This window comes from Leptospira bandrabouensis, assembly GCF_004770905.1.
Taxonomy (GTDB): Bacteria; Spirochaetota; Leptospiria; order Leptospirales; family Leptospiraceae; genus Leptospira_A; species Leptospira_A bandrabouensis.
This window is the reverse complement of the sequence record NZ_RQHT01000014.1, coordinates 1,287,386-1,310,428: the sequence shown is the minus strand read 5'-3', so window position 1 is coordinate 1,310,428 and position 23,043 is coordinate 1,287,386. Positions and strand designations below refer to the sequence as shown.

The window sequence follows — 23,043 nt, the reverse complement described above, 5'->3', positions numbered from 1 at the left end:
TTTAACTTAAGGCCCCTTACCGCCCATCTCGTACAACCTTCTAAATTCGAGCATGCGGCGGGACATTTCATTAAACCTCTGTGCTAAGATGACAAATAAGTTGGTGAGAAGTTTGACAGCAAGAGTCGGACTTTGGATTTCCAATTTTTGAAATTCGTTTGGTGTTAAAATTAGTAATTTAGCATGATCTCGAACAATAATATCCGCATTACGGTTTGACTTTGCTACAAAACCTAATTCTCCAAAAATTTCCCCTTGGTTAAGAATCGATATAGTAGAACGAATTCCATCTTCTCGATTGACAACTACTTCCACACTTCCTTCTAAAACACAAAAGAGACCTTGGCTTTCTTGGTTCTGATGGAATACGATATCTCCATCTTCATAGTCAATGAGATCCAACATGGATAATAATTTTTTTGATTCCTCTTCCGTGAATCCTCTTAAAAAAGAAAGAAACTGGCTCGGAGGAAGCATCATATCATGAACAATATTTTGCCAAACCTCATCCCCATCCATAGAGAAGAGAGGGCGGATGTCCTTGTAATCAGTGAACTTTGTTTCAAATAAATGGGCAAGTTCGGTACCCGCAGGATAACGTTTCGCTAAACGAAGGAAAGGTGAATGAATTTGTTTTAGATATTCATTATCATCCAAAAGAAATACCATAGGTATCACAATTCCGTATTCAGGATGATGAATGTTCTTTTTGTACATTCGGTATCCCACTTGGTTGTACAAGCGGACCAAATGAGGGTTAGTATCAATAAAATCGATTACGATTCCATTTTCTCTGGCATGTTCATAAATTTTCATACAAAGCATACTGGCTGCGGCCGTATGTCTGTATTCGCTTTTAACCATGAGTTTGGTGGACATAGAAACTTTGTCAGGATAAAAGGGACGAAAAAGTTCCATTTCATATAAATCTTCGCATTCTAAACTTCCATCCTTTCGGAAGTTAATACGAACTGTTCCGATGCACTCCCCCTCTTCCGTTTCTGCGAGGAAAAGGTGGCCTGTATCGTCAAAAGGCTCCTTAATCATTTTAGCCTCATGGTCGGCGTAGACTTGGACCCTGTTCATTTCTTGAACATAAATATCGTATCTCAAACGGAAGATTTTGTTACGATCCTCTTCCGTTGTGGCCAAATGGACTTTGATCTGACTCATCCTAGTCGTCTCCCTCAAAAAAATGAAAAATCATTTGCAATTTATGCAAAATGTATGACGTTATAAGCTAATTTTCCGCATTCTCCTGAACGAAATATAAAGAAAGAAACCTTTACTCTATGCCGCAATCTCCTTCCAACGAAAATCGATTCGTCCTTTCGGACTATTACAAGAAACAGCTAAAAGAGATTGCTTACCAGGGAGAATTCCGGGCCGAAACCTTTGCGACAAAGTTCCGATTTTTCTTCCTGGGGTTTTTGGTTATCTTTGCAACTCTTGGTCTACTATCTGGACGGCCACCCGTTGAGTTCTATTACCAAATTTCCGCAATCTTAGTACTTCTATGTTATAATTTTGTTGTTCTATACTCTTTAAAGAAATCGGGAAAGTATCTCAACATCTTTAAATTTCTGTCTTCCTTTTTAGAAATCACCCTACTGACATTTGTTACAGGGTATACGGCATACTCCCAAAAAAACCCGAGCCTTGTGTATGCGGCTCCAATGATTTATGTTTTCTTCATTCTCATTGCCCTTGCTTCGATACGTAATAATACTAAGACTATCATTTTTGCCGTCATTGTCTTGTTAGTAGAGTATGCTTCCTTAACAATCTACTTCTACCCAGACATGAATGATTTGAACGCAAAGCTCATGGATTTGTCTCAGTATCTCAAACCAGACTTCTTAGAGACAAACAGCTCTTTCTTCTTAGTCAGTGCTGTTCCTATGGGAATTTTTCTCATCCTTCTGTATATGGTTGTTACAGGTGGTTTGATTTTATATGCTATCCTAAATACTTCAAGAACCACTCAAGAACAAGCAGACTTAATTTTTAATACAGAAAAACAAGCCATCCTAGAAGAGAATATGCGACTGGGAATGGAATTGGATGTTGCAAGACAAATCCAAGCGATGGTATTACCCCGTAATGAAGAATTAAAAGAAATCCAGGAACTTGAAATTTCTGCCCGAATGGATTCTGCCAATGAAGTGGGTGGAGATTATTACGATGTAGTACACCACGAAGATGGAACCGTTTATATCGGAATTGGTGACGTAACAGACCACGGTCTTGCATCCGGTGTTGTGATGTTAATGACACAGTCTGCCTTTATCACAACCTTACGCTCCAAAGTGATTTCTCTTCGCGAATCACTTCGTTCCATCAACTCCATTTTATTTTCGAATATTCATGTCAGAATGAACGATATTCGTAATCTTACTTTATCATTATTCTCGTATAAAAATGGAGTGTTTACTACTGCGGGGCAACACGAAACCATTATGGTATATCGACATGCTTCGAAAAAAACCGAAATTATTGATACAGTCGACAACGGTATGTTAGTTGGTTTAACAGAATCTATCGATGAATTCATACATGAAAAACCTATTCCACTCCAAGCTAAAGACATTATTCTTTTGTATACTGATGGTGCCACTGAAGCAGAAAACCCCAAAAGGGAACAGTTTGGTTCTAATCGGTTAATTGAGTCATTAGAACGTCATGCAGAACTCGGCTCCACTGATGCAATTTTAGATGCAATTTTTAAAGATATTTATGTTTTTATCGATGGTATGGATGTTTATGACGATATCACGATTATGATCATGAGAAAAAGAGGATAAAGGTATATCATGGACAATGAATCAATTTTGGAGGAAGAACGAGCCAAGTATGCAGAGTTGGAAGTACTTTACCAAAACATCATTGATCATTCGACAGAGATCGAAAACGAACTTTTAGAAAACAACAAAAAGATCCAAATGTATTTGGATCGCATGCGCCGTTATTTATCACCACAACTCTATGAAATGATTACTGGTTCTGAAGTGGAAACTTCCATTTCTCACCAAAGAAGAAAACTTACAATCTTCTTTTCAGACATTGTTGGATTCACAACCATCACCGACTCGATAGAGCCAGAAATTCTTTCGGACTGTTTGAATAAATATTTGGATGTGATGTCAAGTATTGCCATCAAATATGGTGGAACCATAGACAAATTTATCGGGGATGCCATTATGATTTTTTTTGGCGCCCCATCTTTTGACAACGACAAAGTCCATGCATTAAACTGCGTAAAAATGGCCATTGAAATGCGGGACAGTTTACCAGCATTAGCGGAATATTGGAGACAATCTGGAATTAACCATAACCTAACTTGCCGTATTGGAATTAATACTGGCTATGTGACTGTAGGAAATTTTGGAACCAATGAAAGGATGGACTACACCATCATCGGTGGTCCTGTCAATGTAGCATCACGGTTAGAAAATGCCTCAGATGCTGGGGAAATCCTTATTTCCAATGCCACCAAATCACTCATAGACGAGTTCATTGATACAAAAGCAAAAGGTGAAATCGTAGTGAAAGGGGTTCATACACCAATTGAAACCTTTCAAGTGATCGGTTTAAAAAACGATCAAGAAAAAAAAGAAAACCCATTTCTAAAATTCGATGCAGATGGTTTCCTTCTCAAACCATTACATTTTGATAAACTGAGCACTAACCCCGAAGAACGAAGATTAATGCAATATGCATTAGAAAAAGCGCTTGCGGCTTTGAGATAAATAGTCTAAATTCCTTAGTTGAACTACGACTATGCGAAAATACGGCAATTTTAAATCTGCAAATCTCATCAACGAAGAACCAGATTCCATAATTCAAATCCATTTAAAACCATTGGATTTAATGCGTTATTGGCGCCGAATCGGTATCCTATCTGATTTTATTGGCTACTTTTATGGTTTTTCTTTTTTACCTAATGTTCCAACCGAATCAATGGATATGAAGAATTCGGAAATAGTTAATTCCATCTCTACAGTGTTTAACGAACTTCTGGAAAATGCTGCAAAATATTCTTATGAAAAAAAAGCAGATATCGATATATCATTAATCCACCGCGGAAGTACATTCGAAATGTTGGTACGCAATAAAACAAATGATACAAATGTATTGGCTTATGAAGCCAGTTTAAAAGAAATTTTTTCGGCAAAAGACTTGGAAAGTTTGTATATCGATAAACTCGAATCCAACGAAAATGATTCTCATCATTCTGGTATTGGATTGATTATGGTTTTAAAAGATTACCCTGTTGAAATGGAAGTTTCTCTGGAATCGGAAGGAGAATATACAATGATTACCAGCAGGGTCATCTACTTTACAAACGGGTTCCCTCGATCATAATATCTAAAATCTGATTTACTTCCTTCCTAAATCGTTCTTCCTCGTCTTTGGATTTGATTTGTTTCCACTTTCTTTCATTTAGAACAGCAAAACCATGGACCCCACTCCAAAAACTCATCATTAAAGTATCCGTAGGAATAGAATTTTTTAACTTCAGTTGTTTTTGACCAAATTCCACAATTTCAAACATTCCCAAATAAGCGGCCTTTCCCCATTCACTCAACTCATCAGATATAGGATCTCCAGAAACATAAATTTCTCCACCAAACATAAGTTCTGTTCTTCTTGGATTTTTCAGTAAAAGAAAAATATATTCTATGCCGGCCATCTTTATTTTTTCCAACGGATCTTCTGAATATTCCCAGGCTCTTTTCATACCTTCACTTAGTTCTCGAAATCCTTCTGTCACAAGGGCTTGGAGCAAATCCATTTTTTTGGGAAAATGTCGGTAAGGGGCGGTATGACTCACACCTAGGTCGGTCGCAATGTCTCGAAGGCTTAGGGAAGAAACACCTTCCCGTTCCAAAACCTTTTTTGAATGTTCTAGAACCTCCTCCCGGAGATTACCGTGGTGATAAGCACTCGATTTGGAGGAACTGGAAGAAGTTGGCTTTGGCTGAGATTGTTTTTTTTTGGCTGGTTTCATATTAAAAAATGTTTACGGTGTATACTTTAATGTTGACAGAGTATACATTGATATTTACACTGTCTACATTATGAAATTTGATGACTACAGAAAACAACCACTTTTTTGGAACGGGATGGTTATGGCAGTACTCACAGTAACCATCCTTCCTCTCTTATTTCTAGACACAAGAACCCTTTTGGGGGCCAATGTCTGGATCAAACCCTTAAAATTTACTTTATCCGTGGGATTGTATTCAATGACTACCGTTTGGGTAATGGTAAAATTTCTGCAGGATTGGAAATTCAAATCTCGGATCCAAATCGCTTTAACCATCACATCTCTGATTGAAATTGTTCTTATCACCTTACAAGCAGGCCGCGGAGAGATGAGTCATTTCAATGTAACCAATACCTGGAACCAAATTATTTATTCTGTTATGGGAACCAGTATCTCTATTTTTTGGGCCTTTCATCTTTGGATGGGTTATTCCATCTTTCGAAAAGAATCTATCGTTAGGTCTGTTAAAGAAAGTCTGGTTTGGGGAATGGTCATCGCTGGATTTGGAATGATCATTGGATTTTTTATGACTTCACCACGTCCCGACCAACTTGAAGCCATGAAACAAGGTATCTTTGTTATGAGTGGTTCCCATCAATTTGGAAGTGGAGATCCTGGAGTTGGAATTTTATTCTTCGGCTGGAGTACTAAACTAGGAGATATGAGAGTTCCCCATTTTTTTGGAATGCACGTAATGCAGGTATTTGTTTTTTTAGCTGCCTATCTAATGAATCAACCAGATTCTATTTTAAACCAAACAATGGTTCGAATTTTGGGAGTTTTATTTTTCTTAATCAATCTATTTATGGTAATTCAAACCTTAAACGGAGAGTCTATTTTTCATTTCAATCCTTTTTATACAAGTGTTTACGGAATCTTATTCCTACTCATTGCGATTTGTCTGTTTAAACTCATTTCCTTACCAAAAGATTTTCGAAAAGAGGTAACTATATGAACCCTTCCTTAATATTTAAAATTGCCAATGCAATTACCGTATTTGCTTGGTTAGTATTAATTTTTTCACCCAATCAAGTTAGGGTGATTCGTCTGTTAAGAGTATTTGTTTCAGGTCTTTTACTCGGTGGGGTGTATGTAATTTCCATTATCATTGGAAATGGTCAGACTGAAGGAAACTTCTCTAGTTTAGAATCGGTGAGATTATTATTTGCCAATGATTACTTTTTACTCGCAGGTTGGATCCATTACTTAGCGTTTGACATGTTTATAGGAACTTGGGAAACAGAAGATGCCATCAAAGAAAAAATCAACCGGTGGATCTTAGTTCCCATTTTGGCCTTAACATTTTACTTTGGCCCTGCAGGTTGGCTCTTGTATTTGATTTTAAGATTTATGAATCGCAAGTTGGCTAAAAAGGGAAACACCACCTAACCACCATAAACATCAAGAAGAGAAAGAACTCGTTTACATCGGTTCTTTTTCTCTTCATCACCTTCTAGTTCTGAAATTTCCAAATTTTCAAAGGCAAGGTCTCTGCCGGTTTTCTCATCTAATGTTTTGCCATTCGATTTAGCACCCGATTCCAAAAGTAATGCAAGGACTGCTGAATTTCCAAACTTACAAGCTTCATGTAGTGCTGTACTACCATGATTATCTGCTGTATGAATATCGATTCCAGCCTGGATTAATCTTTTAGCCATACTAGGTTCCCCAAAAACAGAACACCAATGAAGTGGAGTCATTCCATTCACCGATTGAAGATTAACTTTAGCACCCCTACGGATGAGTTCATCCATTAAAGTTGTTTTTTGTTGCAAAGGAAGTGTACTATCTTGGCAGAGTTTAAATATCGCAGTTTCTCCATTTGCATCGAGTTGGTTTGGATCTGCACCTCGTTCCAAAAGTCTCATACAAGATTTATATTTTGCTCGAACAAAACATTCTTGTAAAAGAGAAAACCCTAGTGGATTTCGAATTGGATCATTGACAACATAATCGAGAGATCCAACTGTGCGAACAAAGGAATCCAAAAGATAAACATCATCCGCTTCCAACCAATCTAAAGTTTTGTCCTCGTTGGTAGATTCTAGATTATCACCTAAATGGGTTTTATATTGATCAGGAAATTTATGTTTTAGTAGGGGAATAAATAAAGGCTCCGAATCAGTATGACAGACAACTTCATGGAAAAGTTGCCAGTGTTTTTGGTTAGGGACTACCTGATTAGAGAAAAGGAAAATCAACGTTTCATTTAATTTTTTTTGTGTCAGTTGAAACACAACCAAGAGATTCCCCTCTTTGAAATGTATTTCTGAAATAGTAGATTGGTCCTCAGGCCAATGGTACATAACAAGCGTTAAAAGTTCATCTTTTATTTTTTGATCTAAGAGTAAAAAAACTTCCTGTAACGCTAATATATTGCCCGACAAAGCATATATTTTTGCAGATAATTCGTTTGGAATAAATTCGGGAAGTTTTTTGTCAGAATCTCCATGTTCGTCAAATTTAATTTGATAAATGCGTGTAGCTGTAAAACTTCCATGTAATAATGTGTTCCACTCATCAGCAATGGCCAAATACAATTTTCCAAATACATTACGATCATCTAATATATCAACCGTGACCGAAAGTCGAACTGGTGAAACGTTTACATTTTGATTGATGATGATTTTTAAATTTTTTGAAGGAGACTCGGTAGTTACATCAAAGAGAAAATTTTTTAATTTAACAATTTCTGGCAAACCTGTGATAGAAATACGTAAATCGTTTTCCGTACCATCTTCATCTTTTAAAAATACAAGCTCTTCATTGGACCAATCGGAGATAAAATCTGTAGTATAATGTCCGAAAATTTGTCCTTGGAGTTTGTGTTCAGGGATTTGGTCTTCAAAATGAAGATCAAATAACACAAGTGAGTCGGAAGAAGTTTGTTCAGTTTTTTTTCGATAATCAAAATGGTTCCAGGAACCACATTTTTTACAGCGATACTTTCCCTTTTTTCCTTCCACCTTGAAAGTAGAAATAGAGTGACCACTAAAACAATTAGAGCAGGATAAAATCGTTTTCATATTTCGCTTGTTCCGATAAATAAAACAGGAGAGTTTTGACGGATCAATCGAAAATTAAAATTCTTCTAACGATTCAGGTAGGATTTCATGAAACAAAGTCAATATTTGGTCATCGGTGGATCTGGGGAAGCTGGACAAAGTGCCATTACCTGCCTAAAAGCGAAGGATCCTTCTGCCTATATCATAACAACAACTACAACAAACGAACCCGTGTCGAATGCAGATCTTACACTTTTCGGTAAAATAGCTACATCCAGCCTTTCCAAAAAAATTCAAGAGGACCTTCAAAATCATAACATTTCGCCCAATTTTAAAGCCATCATTTATACACCAGCACTCGGGGAAGTTGGATTTCCTATCATTGAAAGTTCTCCCAAACAAATTGAAGAAACTTTAGGAATCTGTTTATATCCCCTTCTCGATTTAGAAGAGTCGATAAAACCGGAGCTTACCATCGCCTATTCAGCGTTTTATTGGCTAAGTCATACTTTGTCTTTTTATGGGTCTATGGGTATTGCTAAGTACAAAGCAGATCTTTGGGCCTTGGAAAATCCCAAAAAAAGAAAGATCATCAGAGCAGGAACATTTTTCTCCAAGAGTGTTCGAGGGATATCGATAGTCCTCCAACGTACAATGAAAAAAACAAATAATCCTGAACTTCTAACATTAAAAAGTCGTTATGAAATTTCTGATCAAAAGTTTATGGATTTTTTCCTTTCTTATGCTTGGGAACATGAAAAGGAGGCTTTTCAATCACAATTCGAAACACCATACCGTCCAACAAATCGAGAAGATTTAGGTCGCGGCTTAGGACTCGCCTTGGATTCTATAGAGCCCATTGTGACGGTTCTCGGAGATTGGACTTGGAAAGAATCCGAACTACCACAGATACCCAATTGGTTCCAACAATTCTAGTTGTAGGATTTAAAGGAACCTTATAAAATAGACCAATCGGTATACGGGAGGTATTTAATGCAACGCTTGGTGTTTCGCAAAAAAGGAATTTTAGAGTGGGAGGAAATAGAACCACTTACCATCACAGGAGAAAACCAAACCATAGTGGAACCTATCTCCATCGCAAGATGTGATTTGGATTTGCCCATCCTTCGGGGAGAAACTCTCTTTCGCGCTCCATTCCCAATTGGTCACGAGTTTGTTGGTAAAATCAAATCGGTCTCGGAAGACTTAGCAAATGTATTCTCTGTTGGAACGACAGTCGCAGTTCCATTCCAAATTTCCTGCGGATCTTGCCCGTCTTGCTTAAACCATCATACTAATTCTTGCGAATCAGTTCCTTATACATCAGGTTATGGAATGCCACCAGGGGTCCATTCTTTTGGTGGTGCAATCTCCGATGAAATCAAAATTCCATTCGCCAAACAAATGCTATTCGAGATAGACAAAAAAATAGATCCAGTAGGAATTGCAAGTTTCAGTGATAATATTGCGGAAGTCTGGAAACTTGCCGGAAGATTTTTAAATCAAAAAATTGATCCAAAGGTTTTGGTCGTGGGCGGGAATGCGGGAAGTATTGGACTTTATACAGCTTTATTTCTCCACCAAACAAAAAAAGCCGAAGTATTGTATGTTGATACTGATATTACAAAAATTGATTTAGCTTCGTCGTTAGGAATCCCTGTGGAACATTTTTCACAATTCCCTAAACCTACAAAAAAATATGATTTAGTTTGTGATGCTTCGGCTAACAAACAAGGTTGGGATTTTGCCGTTCGTTCTCTGGGTCGAAACGCTATTTTTAGTTCCGCTTCTATCTTTTGGACCAACCAATGGGAAATACCTTATTTAGAAATGTACAACCAAGGTGTTGAAATTCATTTGGGGCGTGTGGAATCTAAAGATTCGATGGAGGCACTTTATCCTTACATTCTATCTGGGACATTTACGCCAGAAAAGATAGTCACAAAGACTGCTTCTTTCCATGATGCCAAAGAAGCTTGGTTAGAAGAATCCATTAAACTAGTGATTACAAAATAAAGAAGTCCATTCAATATGAAATTTTTCTCCCTTATCTTTAATCAATATCAAATTACGAATTGTAGATTGATAGTCTGGATTGTTTTATTTTCTATTTTTTTTGTGTTCCAAAACCTATTTGCCGAATCAATCCAAGAACGTTTTCCACCTCCCAATGAATTCAAAAGAGAAACTTATGTTAATAATAGTTTTGCGGCATACTTACAAAACTTTCCATTAAAACCAAAAGGAAGTGTTGTCTCTCTCTACAATGGAAAATTGAAAACGAACCAAGTCCATGTTGCCGTTTTGGATTTTCCACTCCTAAAAGTCGACCTGATCCAATGTGCTGATGCAATTATAAAACTAAGAGCTGAATATTTCTATTCGCTAAAACAATATAATAAGATCCATTTTAAAATCAGCAATGGTATGAATGTAAAATTCTCTAGATTTATCAAAGGCGAAAGAGTGCAAGTGAATGGAAACCAAACCCATTGGAAAAAAGGAAAGTTTACACAAGGCAAAGGCCGTGATGTATTCGAAGAATATTTAAAATTTATTTACATATATGCCGGAACTATTTCCTTAAAATCCGAATTAAAGAAAAAATCAATTGGCGAATTAAAACCAGGTGATATTTGGATCGAAGCAGGTTCCCCAGGCCACGCAGTTTTAGTGGTGGATAAAGTAACAGGAAAAGGCGGGCAGACACTTTTTCTTTTAGCACAAAGTTATATGCCTTCTCAAGAAATGCACATTCTAAAATCAGAAAGCAAATACTCTCCTTGGTTTGAAGTTCCTAAAGACGAAACCTTCCCCACTCCCGAATGGGAATTTCCAACAAAAGAAATATATGAATTTACAAATTGAAGAATCAATTTCTTTTGATAACCAAATTACGAAATGATTCAAATTAAAAACATTGCAGTCTACTGCGGTTCCGCACCCGGATTTGATCCCAACTTTATGACCGCCGCATACGAATTAGGCGAATCTCTAGCGTCAGAACAAATTGGTTTGGTGTATGGAGGAGCCAGTGTGGGTTTAATGGGAGCAGTGGCAAACGGTTGTTTATCAAAAAACGGTTCAGTTACAGGTGTACTTCCTACATTCTTAAAGAAAAAAGAAATTGAACATAGTGGGCTCGGCAAACTAATCCTTGTCGAAACCATGCATGAAAGAAAAAGAGTTATGTTCGACTTATCTGATGCATTCATTGTGTTACCGGGTGGATTTGGAACTATGGAAGAGTTTTTTGAAATCATCACCTGGTCTCAGTTAGGTTTACATTATAAACCCGTTGTTTTATTGAATTGGAATGGATTTTACAATCCACTGGTCCAAATGTTCCGAACCATGGTGGAATCTGGTTTTTTAAAAAAGGAAAATGCGGCCCTAGTGCAAGTCCTTGAAAATTCCAAAGACCTTCTTCCCACTCTTCAAAACTATTCACCGTCTAAGACGGAGAAATGGTTGTCCAAAGATACAATCTAAGATTCTATTACCAATAGGAAATGCAATATGCGTAATCTGTTAAATGGTTTTCTAATTCTTATCCTAATTTCATCGATTTTTAACAACTTGGGTATTTTAGCAAATCCAAGTAACGATCGACAAGGATACCAGGAAACTCGTCTTAATCCACTACGCCAATTGACTCCCGAGGCCAACCGAATTCTAAATGCTCCACCAGAAGTTCACCACCAAGTTACAACTTTTGAAAGTCACGTAACTGACCGCACTGCCTATCCATACATCAAAACTACAATCAACTTTGTCAAAGGCCATCATTCCTTTAAGGCATTTTTATCTGATGGTCAAGAAATTTCCTACTCTACACGCGGTGAACAAATTTGGCACTCCCAATGTTATGGAGACCTTTGTATATTAGTCACACAAAAAAATTTGTTAGGTGTTAGTAACTCAAGCACTGAATGGGAAAAAGGACATCATTTTGGTGAAGAACGATACCAGATCGCTATGGGTCACAAAGCAGCATTAGTTATGAGCGATCGAAAATTATATTTATATAATAGTTATACCAACCATTGGGAAACCATCAGCCTTGAACAGGAAATCATTCGTTCGTTTGCCAATCTTTATGACAAAGTGGCCATTACCACAACACGTCGCATGATTGTAATTGATTTACCATCAGAAACTCAATTTGAAGAAAACTTATTACTTCGAGGCATCGGCCAATTCGAAATGCGAGATAGTTTTATTAATTTTTATTCAGGGGATAAACTTTGGATGTTTCGCCACCAAACAGAAGCATTCGAAGAAGTTGATCTAACAGATTAAATTATCTTTCCAAATCGAACAAGAAATTTGGGCGCCTCACATAAGTTTGGTGTTTCTCTGTTTTTTCTGAAAGTGACCGCGCTTTCCGCTCCAATCGCTGGCGCGGGGGTATATTCTGTATAGGGCAAAGGTAATCGAAACCAGGTTAAAGGTTTTTTAACTTTAATGCAAAAATGAGGCAAACACAATATCATCTGTATCCATTAGCCTCCTTTAACACCTGTAAAATATCGACCTTCTCTTCTTTGGATTGGATCACAAAAGAAGAAATTCCATTTTGCGACAACGTTTTTTGGATTTTGACTTTGATCCCGTTCGAATCAAAAACACAATTGTCTATCTCATGTTTAAAACCCAAACTTAAAAAACCATTTCTCGTTTCTTCTGGGTTTGCCGTCTCTAAAACAAACGATTCCATTTCCCACAGCGATGTTTTAGATAGTTCTTCGAATTTTTTTCGTAAATCATCAGTTTTATATTCAATAAAGAAAGTTTGGAAATCTCCCAAAAAACGATCCAACATTACAATTTCCGAGATCACTACCTCTTCGCTCTTTGCATTAAAAACTTTTTGCTCCATAACATTAGAAACAGTGAATTCTAAATTTTCTAACTCTCGTTTGGTTTTAGTTAAATCTAAATCGGATTGTAATGCAAAACCTACAAATTGATTGATGGGAAAATTCGTTTTCTCTTCGTTAGATTTGTTTTCATACCAAAGAATTTCTAAAATTCCATTTTGGAAGACAAACATCCCACTCTGGAAGGGTCCAAAATTTGTTAGGGGTATCAGAATGTTTAATTGAAATCGGTTTTTTAAAAACTGAAATGTTTTTTCTGGTTCCGAAGCATAGAGAAGGAAATGATCGAAATTGGAAATCATGACGACCTTCAAGTTTTATTTATCACTATGAAACAACGATTCTAGTTTTGGTTCCATGCAATTACTTTTACACCGGGAGAATAATGGTATAAAGAAGGATGATTGAAGTCTAGGTATTCATTAAACTTCTGATACTTTATTTCCAAATTTTTTAACTCGCAATGATATAAATCCCAGGGTTTATGATGAACCTCTAAGGGAATTTGATTTTTAGAATTATCTTTATATAAACAATATCTTTCCGTTAACCATAAATCGATCCCTTTCAAATTTTCATTTTTATTACCAACAGTAAAATCAATTTTGATTTGACTTCGTTTGCCATTCATATAGTAAAAGTTAGGTGACCTAACTATATTAGAATGTTCATAAGGCAACCCAGATAATAGTTTTGCCATAACTGTCGGAATCAATTTTTCCGCTTCAATACTTAAAAAATAGACACCTGGTTTGTTTTTATTTTTTACATAAGTTCGCAAATTCACTTCATGAAAATTGGAAAAATACCCAATAGGAAACGTATTTCTAATATGAATTTGATTCATTGTAAAAGCCACAACGGATACAAAGTAAGATCCTTCAAAAGAATCCAATTCTAAAAAATCGGGAACCAATTTCCTCAAATCCTTCTCTTGTATTTGGTAATGTAAAAATAAAACATCATTCCATTCCTGGTACCAAAACCAATGCCTATTTGGCATTTCCCAAGGCCTATGTTTTTTGTAGGATATAATATCTTGGATTTCTTTTTTCATTTTCTTGCCTTCGGTTTATCCATTAATCAACAATGAATATTTTCTTAACTTGTTGTGGTAAATAAATCTGAAACTTTTGTTCCGCACAACCTTCTTTATTCTTATATAAAAGGGCGACCCTATAGTAATAAGTGCCGGAATTGTTTATCGCGCTTGTAACTTTTTTTTCTATTCCGTTAGAATGTATTTCCATTTCAATCGGAGAAAATACTTCGTTATTTGCAATTTGAACTATATAATTCTGGAATTTTCCTGTGACAAATCTCTTTAATTCACCCAGGTCTTGTGTAATACCGCAGTCGATTTCATTATCGTAAACTGATGGTTCAGTAACGCCATAATAGTTTTTATAAATCCATTCAAAGTTTATCATCTCGGATTTTTGATAGGTATCACCGTCTTTTGGAGTTGTAGAAATTATTTGGTCATCCATATCGGCAAGTAACCAAAAAAGGGAAATCCTACTATAGTCTGATTCTAAATTTCCAACAGCTGAAGTATTAATAAAAGCTAAACTTACTAAAACTGGAGTTAAATATTTTAATAAGTTTAAATTTTTTCCTGACTGTTTCTTTTTGAGATTATAGAATAACAAGAGTAATGGAATGTAAACGATTAAGCAGAATATATCCGTTTGGTCAGCAATTCCTTTTGAAGGAATCAAAAACCATAGAATTTTAGTTAGGAAATCATTCGTTTTTTGGTTTAAGTTCAATAGAATAAAAATAAGACCTACAAAAAACATACTAACGAATAAAATTTTTGATTCTTCTAACTTAAATTTTTTGTAATTACAAAAAATTAAAACTATTACAGACAGAAGTAAGGGAGTTAAAAACAAACCAATGATATCGCTTATTTTTCCTGTTATTTCATTATGAAATATAGATTTGAAATATGAATCGTTCAAAATCCAAAAGAAAGCAGCAAAGAATGAATACTTTGTTGAAAGAATTTTTACAGAGATATGATTCGAAATTCTCATTAGATTTCTTCCTTAAATGTTTCAAATATTTTCCAATTTTCAATTAGGCGAAAATTACAGGATTGGTAACGTGTGAAGATAAGAGTGTTTACATATTCACGATCACCATCATTCGTTTTTATATCTTTGGTAGGACAAGGCATTACCGACAAAGATCTCAAACAATGGTTTAATGCCTTTTTATCATAAAAAACTCTACTTGCATTCGAACCACCACCGATCTGCACCCAAGGATACGGTTCCTCTTCTTCATTACCTAATTCAGAAATTGCATAGGCTCGTCCGGCATTATAACCACAACTAATTGTTTTTAATAAAATAATTTTTGCGATTTCTCTTTCAGCTTCACTTTTTCGGATAGTATCCTGTCCCTTCAGAATCACGAGGCAATTTATAAAATATAAGAAAATTAAGAGATAGATTCTTTGCATATAGAACAATGGAAAGATTTAAAATCCCCATCTAACACCATGTTACCTGACCACATTCCCAAAGAGAAAGCACAAAAACTCAAACCAAATCTGTCTAACAACAAATGTTGCCAGAAAAACCAGTTTGGATATGGAAGGGCGATCCCCAATTCGCCTTGTTAGAACTTGTCCTTCTGGTTCTTTTCTTTTATCTTAGCTTTCGGTTCAGTGCCTATCTCACATATAGGTTTGAACTTGTACGTATGCACAGCAAACGACTTGACCGGTTGGCGTTTCGTGCGGGCTGTACTAGAGAAGAAAGAGACCTTCTTCAGTCTTTCTACTCGCAACTAAACCGACGCCACCGTGTGTTACTCGCACACAACCACGCAAAAGAATACCTGCGCCAACACTTGCTCCATTATATATCTTCTCTGGAAACAAAAGATTTCCCCAGTTTCCTTTCCTTGGTCTCAAAATTTTTGGGAACGGCAAACGACCCGAGGCCCATTTTGGGAATTCGAGAATTTGCCATTGTGCAAGCGGGGACAAAAACTTATTTCGCACAAGTTGTTGATCCAGGATTCGGGGAAGTCCGACTGAAATTGGGATGGAATGGAAGTCGCCCTCCCACGCCGGGAAATGTCCGGGTCACCGTTTTCCGAAACCCGAAAGGACTCCAGACCATTCGAGGCGAGGCCCGGTGGGAGGCACCGGCCTCACTGTACTTCCTACCAGAGTCCCTGTAGTGAAAAATTGGCCAAAATTGATTCTCGCTTGAAAGATTCTTTCCGATAAAATTAATGTGACATAAGTCCATGAAGTGGAATCGCATCAATCAAAATGACGAATTGTTTTCCCTACTCTTCGTATTCCTGTTTTCCTTTACTTCCCTAATTTGGAACGGCAACTTCATGGTAAGAGGGATTGCCAGCTTTCAGGGTGTAGGCGACTTTTTTTCTGGGTCCTTTGATTCCTTCGGATCCCTTATCAAAAGTAGCTATAACAAACTCGAATCTTTCGAACGAGTCAGAGAAGAACGCGATTCTTGTTTGAACGTCATGGAAGAATACCGCCAACTTTCCAAAGATGTCGAAAGATTGAAGGCAGAAAATGCCATCCTCAGACAAGAGTTAAACTTTCCCTTACATTTAGATTATCCGTCTGTAAGGGCGGAAGTATTGAGTGTACGTTTGAATGCAATTTATAGAACCATCATCATCAACAAAGGTTCTGAAGTAGGAATCAAACCTTATATGCCTGTTGTGGCTCGCGCATTGGATGAAAAAGGGAAATTTACAGAAGCATTAGTTGGTAAAATTATTGCCGTATCCAAAGGATCAGCAGTCATCCAACCCATCATCAACTCCAACTTTTCCATGGGAGTTTCGATACCAGGAACCAATCTTTGGGCCTCACTCAATGGAAACAGTGGTCGAGGTACTGACGTTTTGTTAGATTATATTGATGCCGGGATTGTCATTGATCCAAAAGCCATTGGTAATTTTCCCATGGGACCGAATCCTCCACCTACATCAGCTAACACTATGTTTACGGAAGGGTTTAGTAAAATTGGAAAAGCTGTATTTAGTTCCGGTGGATCCGGAGTCTTCCCACAAGGAATTCCTGTAGGAACGATTATTGAAGAAGGCCCAAGGAATGGATCTTTTAAAACTGCCATCTTACGCCCGTTTGTTGAATTTGATAAACTATTACACGTGATTGTTTTAAAGAAACAACCTGAAAAATGGAGAGAAGAGTGGCCAGCTGAAAAAACAATCCAAATTGATGGCCCTTATTTTGGTGAAATTGATTTTCCTAAAGAAAAAGATTATAACAAAAAAGGAAAAGAACCTGAAAAAAGACAAGGTAACTTTCCTTCTACTTTTGGAAATCCTCAATATACAAAACCTTCTGTGAATACAAATACACCTGATTCGACACCCACAACCCCAGCCGCTCCTTCCACACAAGAAGGCCCTAAGGAGGTAACACCATGATTTTAGACAAACTATTTATCGTCATAGGCTTGTTACTCTCCCATTTTCTAAATGGATCCAACCTATTTGAATTAGGAAATGCCATTCGACCTGACTTTATGGTGATCTTTGTTGTCTTTTTTGCATTAAGAAAAGGACCACTTTATGGATTATGGCTTGGGTTTTTCGGTGGGTTACTCACAGACACTGCATTAGGTGGTGAGATTGGTGGAGACAATATTGTTTACTACAAAATTGGACTTCATTCTTTTTCCTATGCCATCATTGGATATTTTGTAGGAAAAGTGATGCGAAGTTCTTACACTGAGAACTATATTTCCATTACGATTTATATTCTAGGATTTACATTTTTATCCCGACTCATTACTTATCTTTTATTTTTGATGTTTTTTCATTCGAACCAAAGTTATTCCTTTTTATATGTATCATTGTACAATGCCTTCATTGGTCCTGCATTGTTCTTTTTATTCTCTTGGGCTTTCCGTTTGGATGCAGACGAGGTTAGACAATGAGCCAGTCGGCATCTGAGTTTCGTTTAGAAGCAAGTTTCCGTAAACGATTGTATTTCTTTACGGGGATGATTGTATTTACACTCACTGCCTACATTCTCCAGTTGTTTAATTTACAAATTGTTCAAGGAAGTGAGAATTCATTAAAGGCAGAACGTTTTGTTCGCAGAAGTGAATCCATTCCAGCTGACAGGGGCAATATTTTTGATAGGAATTTTCTCACACCAGAAACAAGCCAACCTTTAGTATCCAATTCGGCTTCCCTAGATGTAATTCTTAACACAAGTTTATTAAAGAACGATCCGAGAAAGGTAAAAGATTTTATCTATAAATTTTGCGAAGCTCTTTCTATCCCCATCGTTTATTATGAAAAAGAACTTCAAGACTCTCGGTTGATAAAAAAAATCCGTTCCCGTGAACCTTTTGTACTTTTAGAAGGAATATCACGAGAACAACAAGAAAGAATCCTCGTTCTAGATAATATCAATCGGTATGTGTATTTGGTTTCTTCACCAGCAAGAGTGTATCACATGGGCCCTGCTCTTTCGCATGTGACTGGTTATGTGGGAAAACCAACCACTAGTGATTTACAAGAAAAAGAAATTAAAACCTACCAACTCATTGGGAAAGGTGGAATCGAATCTCTCTATGATACTACCCTTCGTGGGCAGGACGGATTTCGCATCCAAAAAAGAAATACAGAAGGAAATATTGAAGAAGAACGTGTCATCGAACATTCTGTTCCCGGTAATAATTTAATTTTAACCATCGACCGCGATATGCAAATCGCAGCCTATCGTGCGTTAAAAGGGGTGAGAGGAACGGTTCTTGCTATCAAAGCCACTACGGGGGAAGTTTTGGCGATGGCATCAAATCCAGCCTATGACCCAAATATTTTGTCTGGCAAAAATAAACTAGATCGCTCTAACCACTTTACACGCGTTACGAACAATGGTGGATTTTTGAATTTAGCAATCCAATCTAGGTTCCCTCCTGCATCTACCTTTAAAACGCTCGTTGGCCTTGCCGCAATGGAAAGTGAACATAAAATCAATTTTGATCCAAAACAAACTTTTTCCTGCCCTGCAAGTTTTACTCTTAAATCAACCTTTAAAGGTGTTCCGGACCAAGTATTTTATAACTGGGATAAAAAGAATCATGGAGAGTTGAATCTAGCACAAGCACTAGAAAAATCCAATTCTGTTTATTTTTATCAATTAGGTTATAAATTGGGTGCTGAACCAATTCTCGCCTACTCACGGTTATTTGGTTTAGACAAAAAAACCGGCATTGACCTTCCAGGCGAAGCCACTGGGTTTATTCCCAGTTCCGATTGGAAAAAAAGAACTTATGGTAACAAGTGGTTTGATGGAGATACAGTAAACCTTTCTATCGGACAAGGTTTTATATCTGTGACACCCATTGAAATGGCACTTTTTTATATGGCAGTTGTCAACAATGGAAAAATATACAAACCATATATTGTATCTGAAATTAGAAGTCCTCTAGATAACTCTCTCATTCAAAAAACAGAACCTACAATATTAAGAGACATTCCTTTGAAACGTTCTACAGTGGAAGCACTCAAAGAAGGATTGTACTTAGTAGGATATTCAGGAACTGCATCTGGTGTTCTCAACTCACCAACACTTCCAGAAATTGCAGGTAAAACAGGAACGGCACAAACAAGAAGGAGAGGTGCTTCCTCTTCGAACCACGCTTGGTTCATTGGCTATGCACCCGTAAATGCACCTCCCGAAAAACAAATATTAGTTGCTGCGTTCGTAGAATACGGAGTAGGTGGTGCTGCATCTGCGGCTCCGGCAGCACGTGAAGTCTTCAAAGCAGCTTTCCCTCCAGGGTCTTTCCCAAGAACAGATAGGTCACGTGCTAAAACAATGGAAGAAGAAGCACCAGTAGAACAAGAGGCATTTTAATGGCTGATCGCAATACAGAAAAACTCGATTTTTTTCTAATTTTTTCCGTTGTCCTAGTGGCAATGGCAGGAGTCCTAACTTTATACACACAAGAAGCAAACACCGCCGATGGACTCGGACGATGGTATAAACAGTTTACGTTTGTTTTCGTAGGACTGATCTCCATGTGGTTTATGTCAAGAATCAACTATCAGCTGATAGGTTCGTATGCCCTTTTCATTTATCTCTTTTCGATTGTTTTACTGATTCTAACACTGATCCCTGGAATTGGATACCTTCCTTCCGGTCGTGGTGCTCGTTCTTGGTTAAAACTTGGGCCCATCACCCTCCAAGCATCCGAATTTTCTAAACTAGCAACCGTAATTCTTCTTGGGCAGTATTTAGTTTTAAAAGAAAAGGAAATGCACAAGATAACAGTACTCATTGTTCCATTTATTATTTGTTTGGTGCCAATGTTATTCATCATTCTGCAACCAGACTTTGGAACTGCTGTATCTTTTTTACCAATGTTATTCACCATGTTATACTTAGGTGGAGCTGATATTTTACATGTGGGATCCCTACTTACCTTCGGAGGAATTTCCCTCATGGTTCCCATGTATCTTGCTTACTCTCAATTAACCCTCATCCAACCACTCATTGATTTACTTCGCAAAGATAACAAAGTAGAACTTGTATCGATCGTAAACCAACTCCAAGGTAAAATTTGGTTAATTTTAGATGGGAAAAAAGTATCTGGCCTAACTCTACCTGGAATTGAAAATCCCAAAAACCTACAAATGATTCGGGAAGCATCAGAAATTGTGAAAGATGAATACGCTAGTCTCGGATATAAAATTTTATCTAACGAAGCGTTTATGTTTGGTCTCGGTGGAACACTTGCCCTCATTAGTTTGGTAATGATTTTTATTCGAATTGCCCGAGGTTCCAAACACTTAAGAAACTACTACATCACCATTGGAATTTTGGGACTCTCCATCTTATCTGCCATTGCGGTTCACAAATCCATTCCCTTTCGTGAAAACCAAGTCATTCGTCTTACTGCATTTCTCAATCCTGACCAATTCAAACAAGGTGCAGGTTACCAACTCCGAGCATCCAAACCTGCAGTAGGTTCAGGAAAGGTATTTGGAAAAGGGCTCTTTCACGGAGAGATGACGGAAGGTCGTGTCCCTCATGTTCCCGAATCGGGAACAGATTTTATTTTTGCTTCCTGGGCCGAACAAACAGGATTTTTTGGAAGTGTTCTATTATTATTTTTCCTTATGTCCATCCCACTCCGTGGACTCCAAATTAGTTTTGAAAGTAAAGACAGGTTTGGATCTCTTCTTGCCGCAGGTATTGTTGCTATGATCTTTTTTCATATTGCCATTAACGTCGGAATTGTAATTGGACTTCTCCCCGTAACAGGTGTTCCACTAACGTTTATGAGTTATGGTGGATCGCATTTAGTGATGGCAATGACTGCTGTTGGAATTATTTTATCTATTAAAAAACGTAAGTTTGCAAACTAAGATCCAAGATGAAACCGACCAAAAAAATATTGGGGGCAGAAGAATTCTTTCAAACCAAAATCGAATTAGAAAATGAATTGATTCGTTTGGAAGAACTCGAAAGGGAATCAAAAATTCATATCTCCTCAATGATTGAGTTGTCAGAAAAATTGATTCAACTTTCTGAAACAAACGAATCACCTTACTTTTTACAAAGAAGCAAACGTTTAAACGCAGAAATTTTAAAGTTCAAAATCAAAAACGAATACAAACAAAAAGAATTTGATACACTTTTCCATATCTTAGAAAAAATTAAATCTGAAGATAAAATTGAGTTTTTGGATTCCGCTTTAAAAAATAGAATTAATCGCATTGCAAATCGCCTTTCTGAAAAAAAACAAATTCGAACTTCATCACAAGATCTTAAAGGTAAGTTAATTTTTATTTGTTATGTGTTAGAAGGTGTAAACTTTTTAATCCCTAAAAAAAATTATCGTATTCTCCGTGACATTCCTGCTTTTAAAAAACAATTACGTATCAAAGAAAAATTCGTACCTTTATTTCCAGGACCTGGGTTTGTACTTATGGAAGAAGGCGAAAAAAAACAAAAAAATGTACTTTTAATGAAAGACTCATCAAAAAAGGAACATGGATTTTATTTTGATGAGCTAAAAGAAGATTGGGCCGTATCCAAAACATCTTTAGAAGGATTGATAGAAAAGGATTCAACAAACGGACAAATTTTAGGGAAAATCAAACGAAAAGGAAAATTATACCACTTAGTTAAAATTTAAGATACGGACACTCTCTTCTTTATCGTTTGTTAGTTGGTTTTTCAGTTCTTCCAAACCACTAAATTTTTTCTCATCTCTGATTTTACTAACAATTTCTAATTCTACATCTTTTCCGTACAAATTACCATCAAAATCAAAAACATTGACTTCCACATGTAATCCGATTCCATCAAAGGTGGGATTGTGACCAATGTTGACCATTCCTTTGTGGTCACGGCCATCAAACTTCGCAAAACAAGCATAAACACCGATAGATGGCAAAAGTTTGTCTTCAGGAACTTTGATATTGGCTGTGGGAAACCCAATGGTCCTACCTCGTTTGGCACCTTCAAACACAACACCCGTTATATGATAATTTCTTCCAAGAAGAATTTTTGCTTCTTCCATCTCCCCTTTTTCCAAAAATCCTCGGATGAGGGAAGAGGAAATTTTACTTTCCTTTTTTAGAACTGCTTCTTTTAATTCTACCGCATAACCATATTTAGTTTTATTTGCATCGAGTAATGTAAAATCACCACGACGTTCTGCTCCAAAAAAATGATTATAACCAATGACGATATGTTTTGCATTCAAAGTTTGGATCATAATCTTTTCTAAAAAATCTTCCGCAGACATTTTTGAAAGTTCTAAGGTAAAATCCAAAACAACCAAGTAGTCGATCCCAAACCCACGGATGAGTTCCTCTTTTTCTGTTTCCGAAGATAAGTATTTGAAATTAGGTTTTTTTCCAAGAACTACAGATGGATTGGGAAAGTAAGTGACAACGACGGAGGGAAGTCCTAAATCCTTAGCTTTCTCCACAGTCCGTAAGAGTAAGGTCTGGTGACCCACGTGGATTCCATCAAAGTTGCCGAGTGTCAAAGAGGAGCCTTTTTGAAACTCGTTTTGGATCAATTCTAAAGAGCGAATAATTTTCAAAG

At 36.9% G+C, this 23,043-nt stretch carries 24 protein-coding genes; 16 read left to right on the top strand and 8 right to left on the bottom strand.

What is annotated here, in order from left to right:
* Window positions 1–6 precede the first annotated feature (6 nt).
* Window positions 7–1,173 carry a GNAT family N-acetyltransferase gene (locus EHR07_RS13450; protein ID WP_135745539.1) on the bottom strand — a complete coding sequence of 389 codons (1,167 nt, stop codon included), beginning with the start codon at window positions 1,171–1,173 and terminating at the stop codon, window positions 7–9.
* 119 nt (window positions 1,174–1,292) lie between these two features.
* On the opposite strand from EHR07_RS13450, the gene EHR07_RS13445 reads away from it, so the two are divergent.
* The 3 genes from EHR07_RS13445 to EHR07_RS13435 are packed head-to-tail and all read left to right on the top strand — an operon-like array spanning window position 1,293 to window position 4,365.
* Window positions 1,293–2,804, top strand: coding sequence for a PP2C family protein-serine/threonine phosphatase (locus EHR07_RS13445; RefSeq protein WP_135745538.1), 1,512 nt, complete (start codon window positions 1,293–1,295; stop codon window positions 2,802–2,804).
* Window positions 2,805–2,813: 9 nt separating this feature from the next.
* A complete protein-coding gene (locus EHR07_RS13440; RefSeq protein WP_135745537.1) occupies window positions 2,814–3,749 on the top strand; it encodes an adenylate/guanylate cyclase domain-containing protein in 936 nt (311 codons plus the stop codon).
* 31 nt (window positions 3,750–3,780) lie between these two features.
* Window positions 3,781–4,365: a DUF6272 family protein gene (locus EHR07_RS13435; RefSeq protein ID WP_135745536.1), complete on the top strand. Its 585-nt coding sequence runs from the start codon at window positions 3,781–3,783 to the stop codon at window positions 4,363–4,365.
* On the opposite strand, the gene EHR07_RS13430 is transcribed toward EHR07_RS13435, so the two are convergent.
* A complete protein-coding gene (locus EHR07_RS13430; protein WP_135745535.1) occupies window positions 4,340–5,011 on the bottom strand; it encodes a TetR/AcrR family transcriptional regulator in 672 nt (223 codons plus the stop codon). The two genes, EHR07_RS13435 and EHR07_RS13430, sit on opposite strands and share 26 nt — an antisense overlap.
* A 121-nt stretch (window positions 5,012–5,132) precedes the next feature.
* On the opposite strand from EHR07_RS13430, the gene EHR07_RS13425 reads away from it, so the two are divergent.
* Together EHR07_RS13425 and EHR07_RS13420 are read left to right on the top strand one after the other, a co-directional pair.
* Complete coding sequence (locus tag EHR07_RS13425; RefSeq protein WP_338127412.1) at window positions 5,133–6,005, top strand: hypothetical protein; 873 nt, start codon at window positions 5,133–5,135, stop codon at window positions 6,003–6,005.
* The gene (locus tag EHR07_RS13420) at window positions 6,002–6,439 is read left to right on the top strand and encodes an ABA4-like family protein (protein WP_135745534.1); all 438 of its coding nucleotides are present in this window, start codon (window positions 6,002–6,004) and stop codon (window positions 6,437–6,439) included. Before EHR07_RS13425 ends, EHR07_RS13420 begins: the two co-directional genes overlap by 4 nt.
* On the opposite strand, the gene EHR07_RS13415 is transcribed toward EHR07_RS13420, so the two are convergent.
* Window positions 6,436–8,076, bottom strand: coding sequence for an ankyrin repeat domain-containing protein (locus tag EHR07_RS13415; RefSeq protein WP_135745533.1), 1,641 nt, complete (start codon window positions 8,074–8,076; stop codon window positions 6,436–6,438). The genes EHR07_RS13420 and EHR07_RS13415 overlap by 4 nt on opposite strands.
* 87 nt (window positions 8,077–8,163) lie before the next feature.
* Between EHR07_RS13415 and EHR07_RS13410 the strand changes: the two genes are divergently transcribed.
* Genes EHR07_RS13410 through EHR07_RS13390 form a run of 5 tightly spaced genes read left to right on the top strand, consistent with a single transcriptional unit; the run spans window position 8,164 to window position 12,357 of the window.
* Window positions 8,164–8,991: a hypothetical protein gene (locus tag EHR07_RS13410; RefSeq protein WP_135745532.1), complete on the top strand. Its 828-nt coding sequence runs from the start codon at window positions 8,164–8,166 to the stop codon at window positions 8,989–8,991.
* Window positions 8,992–9,048: 57 nt separating this feature from the next.
* Window positions 9,049–10,071: a zinc-dependent alcohol dehydrogenase gene (locus EHR07_RS13405; RefSeq protein ID WP_135745531.1), complete on the top strand. Its 1,023-nt coding sequence runs from the start codon at window positions 9,049–9,051 to the stop codon at window positions 10,069–10,071.
* Window positions 10,072–10,086: 15 nt separating this feature from the next.
* A complete protein-coding gene (locus EHR07_RS13400; RefSeq protein ID WP_135745530.1) occupies window positions 10,087–10,923 on the top strand; it encodes a DUF4846 domain-containing protein in 837 nt (278 codons plus the stop codon).
* Between the two features lie 33 nt (window positions 10,924–10,956).
* Window positions 10,957–11,547 carry an LOG family protein gene (locus EHR07_RS13395; RefSeq protein WP_135745529.1) on the top strand — a complete coding sequence of 197 codons (591 nt, stop codon included), beginning with the start codon at window positions 10,957–10,959 and terminating at the stop codon, window positions 11,545–11,547.
* Window positions 11,548–11,574: 27 nt separating this feature from the next.
* Window positions 11,575–12,357, top strand: a complete 783-nt coding sequence (locus tag EHR07_RS13390; protein WP_135745528.1) for a hypothetical protein — start codon at window positions 11,575–11,577, stop codon at window positions 12,355–12,357.
* Window positions 12,358–12,547: 190 nt separating this feature from the next.
* Here the strand turns inward: EHR07_RS13390 and EHR07_RS13385 are convergent, their stop codons facing one another.
* The 4 genes from EHR07_RS13385 to EHR07_RS13370 are packed head-to-tail and all read right to left on the bottom strand — an operon-like array spanning window position 12,548 to window position 15,363.
* Entirely contained in the window at window positions 12,548–13,240 is a 693-nt protein-coding gene (locus EHR07_RS13385) for a hypothetical protein (protein ID WP_135745527.1), read from the bottom strand.
* A 41-nt stretch (window positions 13,241–13,281) separates the two neighbouring features.
* Complete coding sequence (locus EHR07_RS13380) at window positions 13,282–13,995, bottom strand: YqjF family protein (protein ID WP_135745526.1); 714 nt, start codon at window positions 13,993–13,995, stop codon at window positions 13,282–13,284.
* 22 nt (window positions 13,996–14,017) lie between these two features.
* Window positions 14,018–14,980 carry a hypothetical protein gene (locus EHR07_RS13375; protein WP_135745525.1) on the bottom strand — a complete coding sequence of 321 codons (963 nt, stop codon included), beginning with the start codon at window positions 14,978–14,980 and terminating at the stop codon, window positions 14,018–14,020.
* Window positions 14,980–15,363: a hypothetical protein gene (locus tag EHR07_RS13370; RefSeq protein ID WP_135745524.1), complete on the bottom strand. Its 384-nt coding sequence runs from the start codon at window positions 15,361–15,363 to the stop codon at window positions 14,980–14,982. Before EHR07_RS13370 ends, EHR07_RS13375 begins: the two co-directional genes overlap by 1 nt.
* 152 nt (window positions 15,364–15,515) lie before the next feature.
* Here EHR07_RS13370 and EHR07_RS13365 point away from each other — a divergent pair, with 152 nt between their 5' ends.
* The 6 genes from EHR07_RS13365 (at window position 15,516) to EHR07_RS13340 (ending at window position 22,123) form a co-directional block, all read left to right on the top strand.
* The gene (locus EHR07_RS13365; protein ID WP_135745523.1) at window positions 15,516–16,139 is read left to right on the top strand and encodes a hypothetical protein; all 624 of its coding nucleotides are present in this window, start codon (window positions 15,516–15,518) and stop codon (window positions 16,137–16,139) included.
* Window positions 16,140–16,208: 69 nt separating this feature from the next.
* Entirely contained in the window at window positions 16,209–17,390 is a 1,182-nt protein-coding gene (gene mreC, locus EHR07_RS13360) for a rod shape-determining protein MreC (RefSeq protein ID WP_135745522.1), read from the top strand.
* A complete protein-coding gene (mreD, locus tag EHR07_RS13355) occupies window positions 17,387–17,902 on the top strand; it encodes a rod shape-determining protein MreD (RefSeq protein ID WP_135573425.1) in 516 nt (171 codons plus the stop codon). Before mreC ends, mreD begins: the two co-directional genes overlap by 4 nt.
* Window positions 17,899–19,836 carry a penicillin-binding protein 2 gene (gene mrdA, locus EHR07_RS13350; RefSeq protein WP_135745521.1) on the top strand — a complete coding sequence of 646 codons (1,938 nt, stop codon included), beginning with the start codon at window positions 17,899–17,901 and terminating at the stop codon, window positions 19,834–19,836. Before mreD ends, mrdA begins: the two co-directional genes overlap by 4 nt.
* On the top strand, window positions 19,836–21,350 hold the full coding sequence (gene rodA / locus EHR07_RS13345; RefSeq protein WP_135745520.1) for a rod shape-determining protein RodA: 1,515 nt from the start codon (window positions 19,836–19,838) through the stop codon (window positions 21,348–21,350). Before mrdA ends, rodA begins: the two co-directional genes overlap by 1 nt.
* 8 nt (window positions 21,351–21,358) lie before the next feature.
* On the top strand, window positions 21,359–22,123 hold the full coding sequence (locus EHR07_RS13340) for a hypothetical protein (RefSeq protein ID WP_135745519.1): 765 nt from the start codon (window positions 21,359–21,361) through the stop codon (window positions 22,121–22,123).
* Here EHR07_RS13340 and EHR07_RS13335 read toward each other — a convergent pair.
* Entirely contained in the window at window positions 22,109–23,041 is a 933-nt protein-coding gene (locus EHR07_RS13335) for a bifunctional riboflavin kinase/FAD synthetase (RefSeq protein WP_135745518.1), read from the bottom strand. The two genes, EHR07_RS13340 and EHR07_RS13335, sit on opposite strands and share 15 nt — an antisense overlap.
* Window positions 23,042–23,043 lie beyond the last annotated feature (2 nt).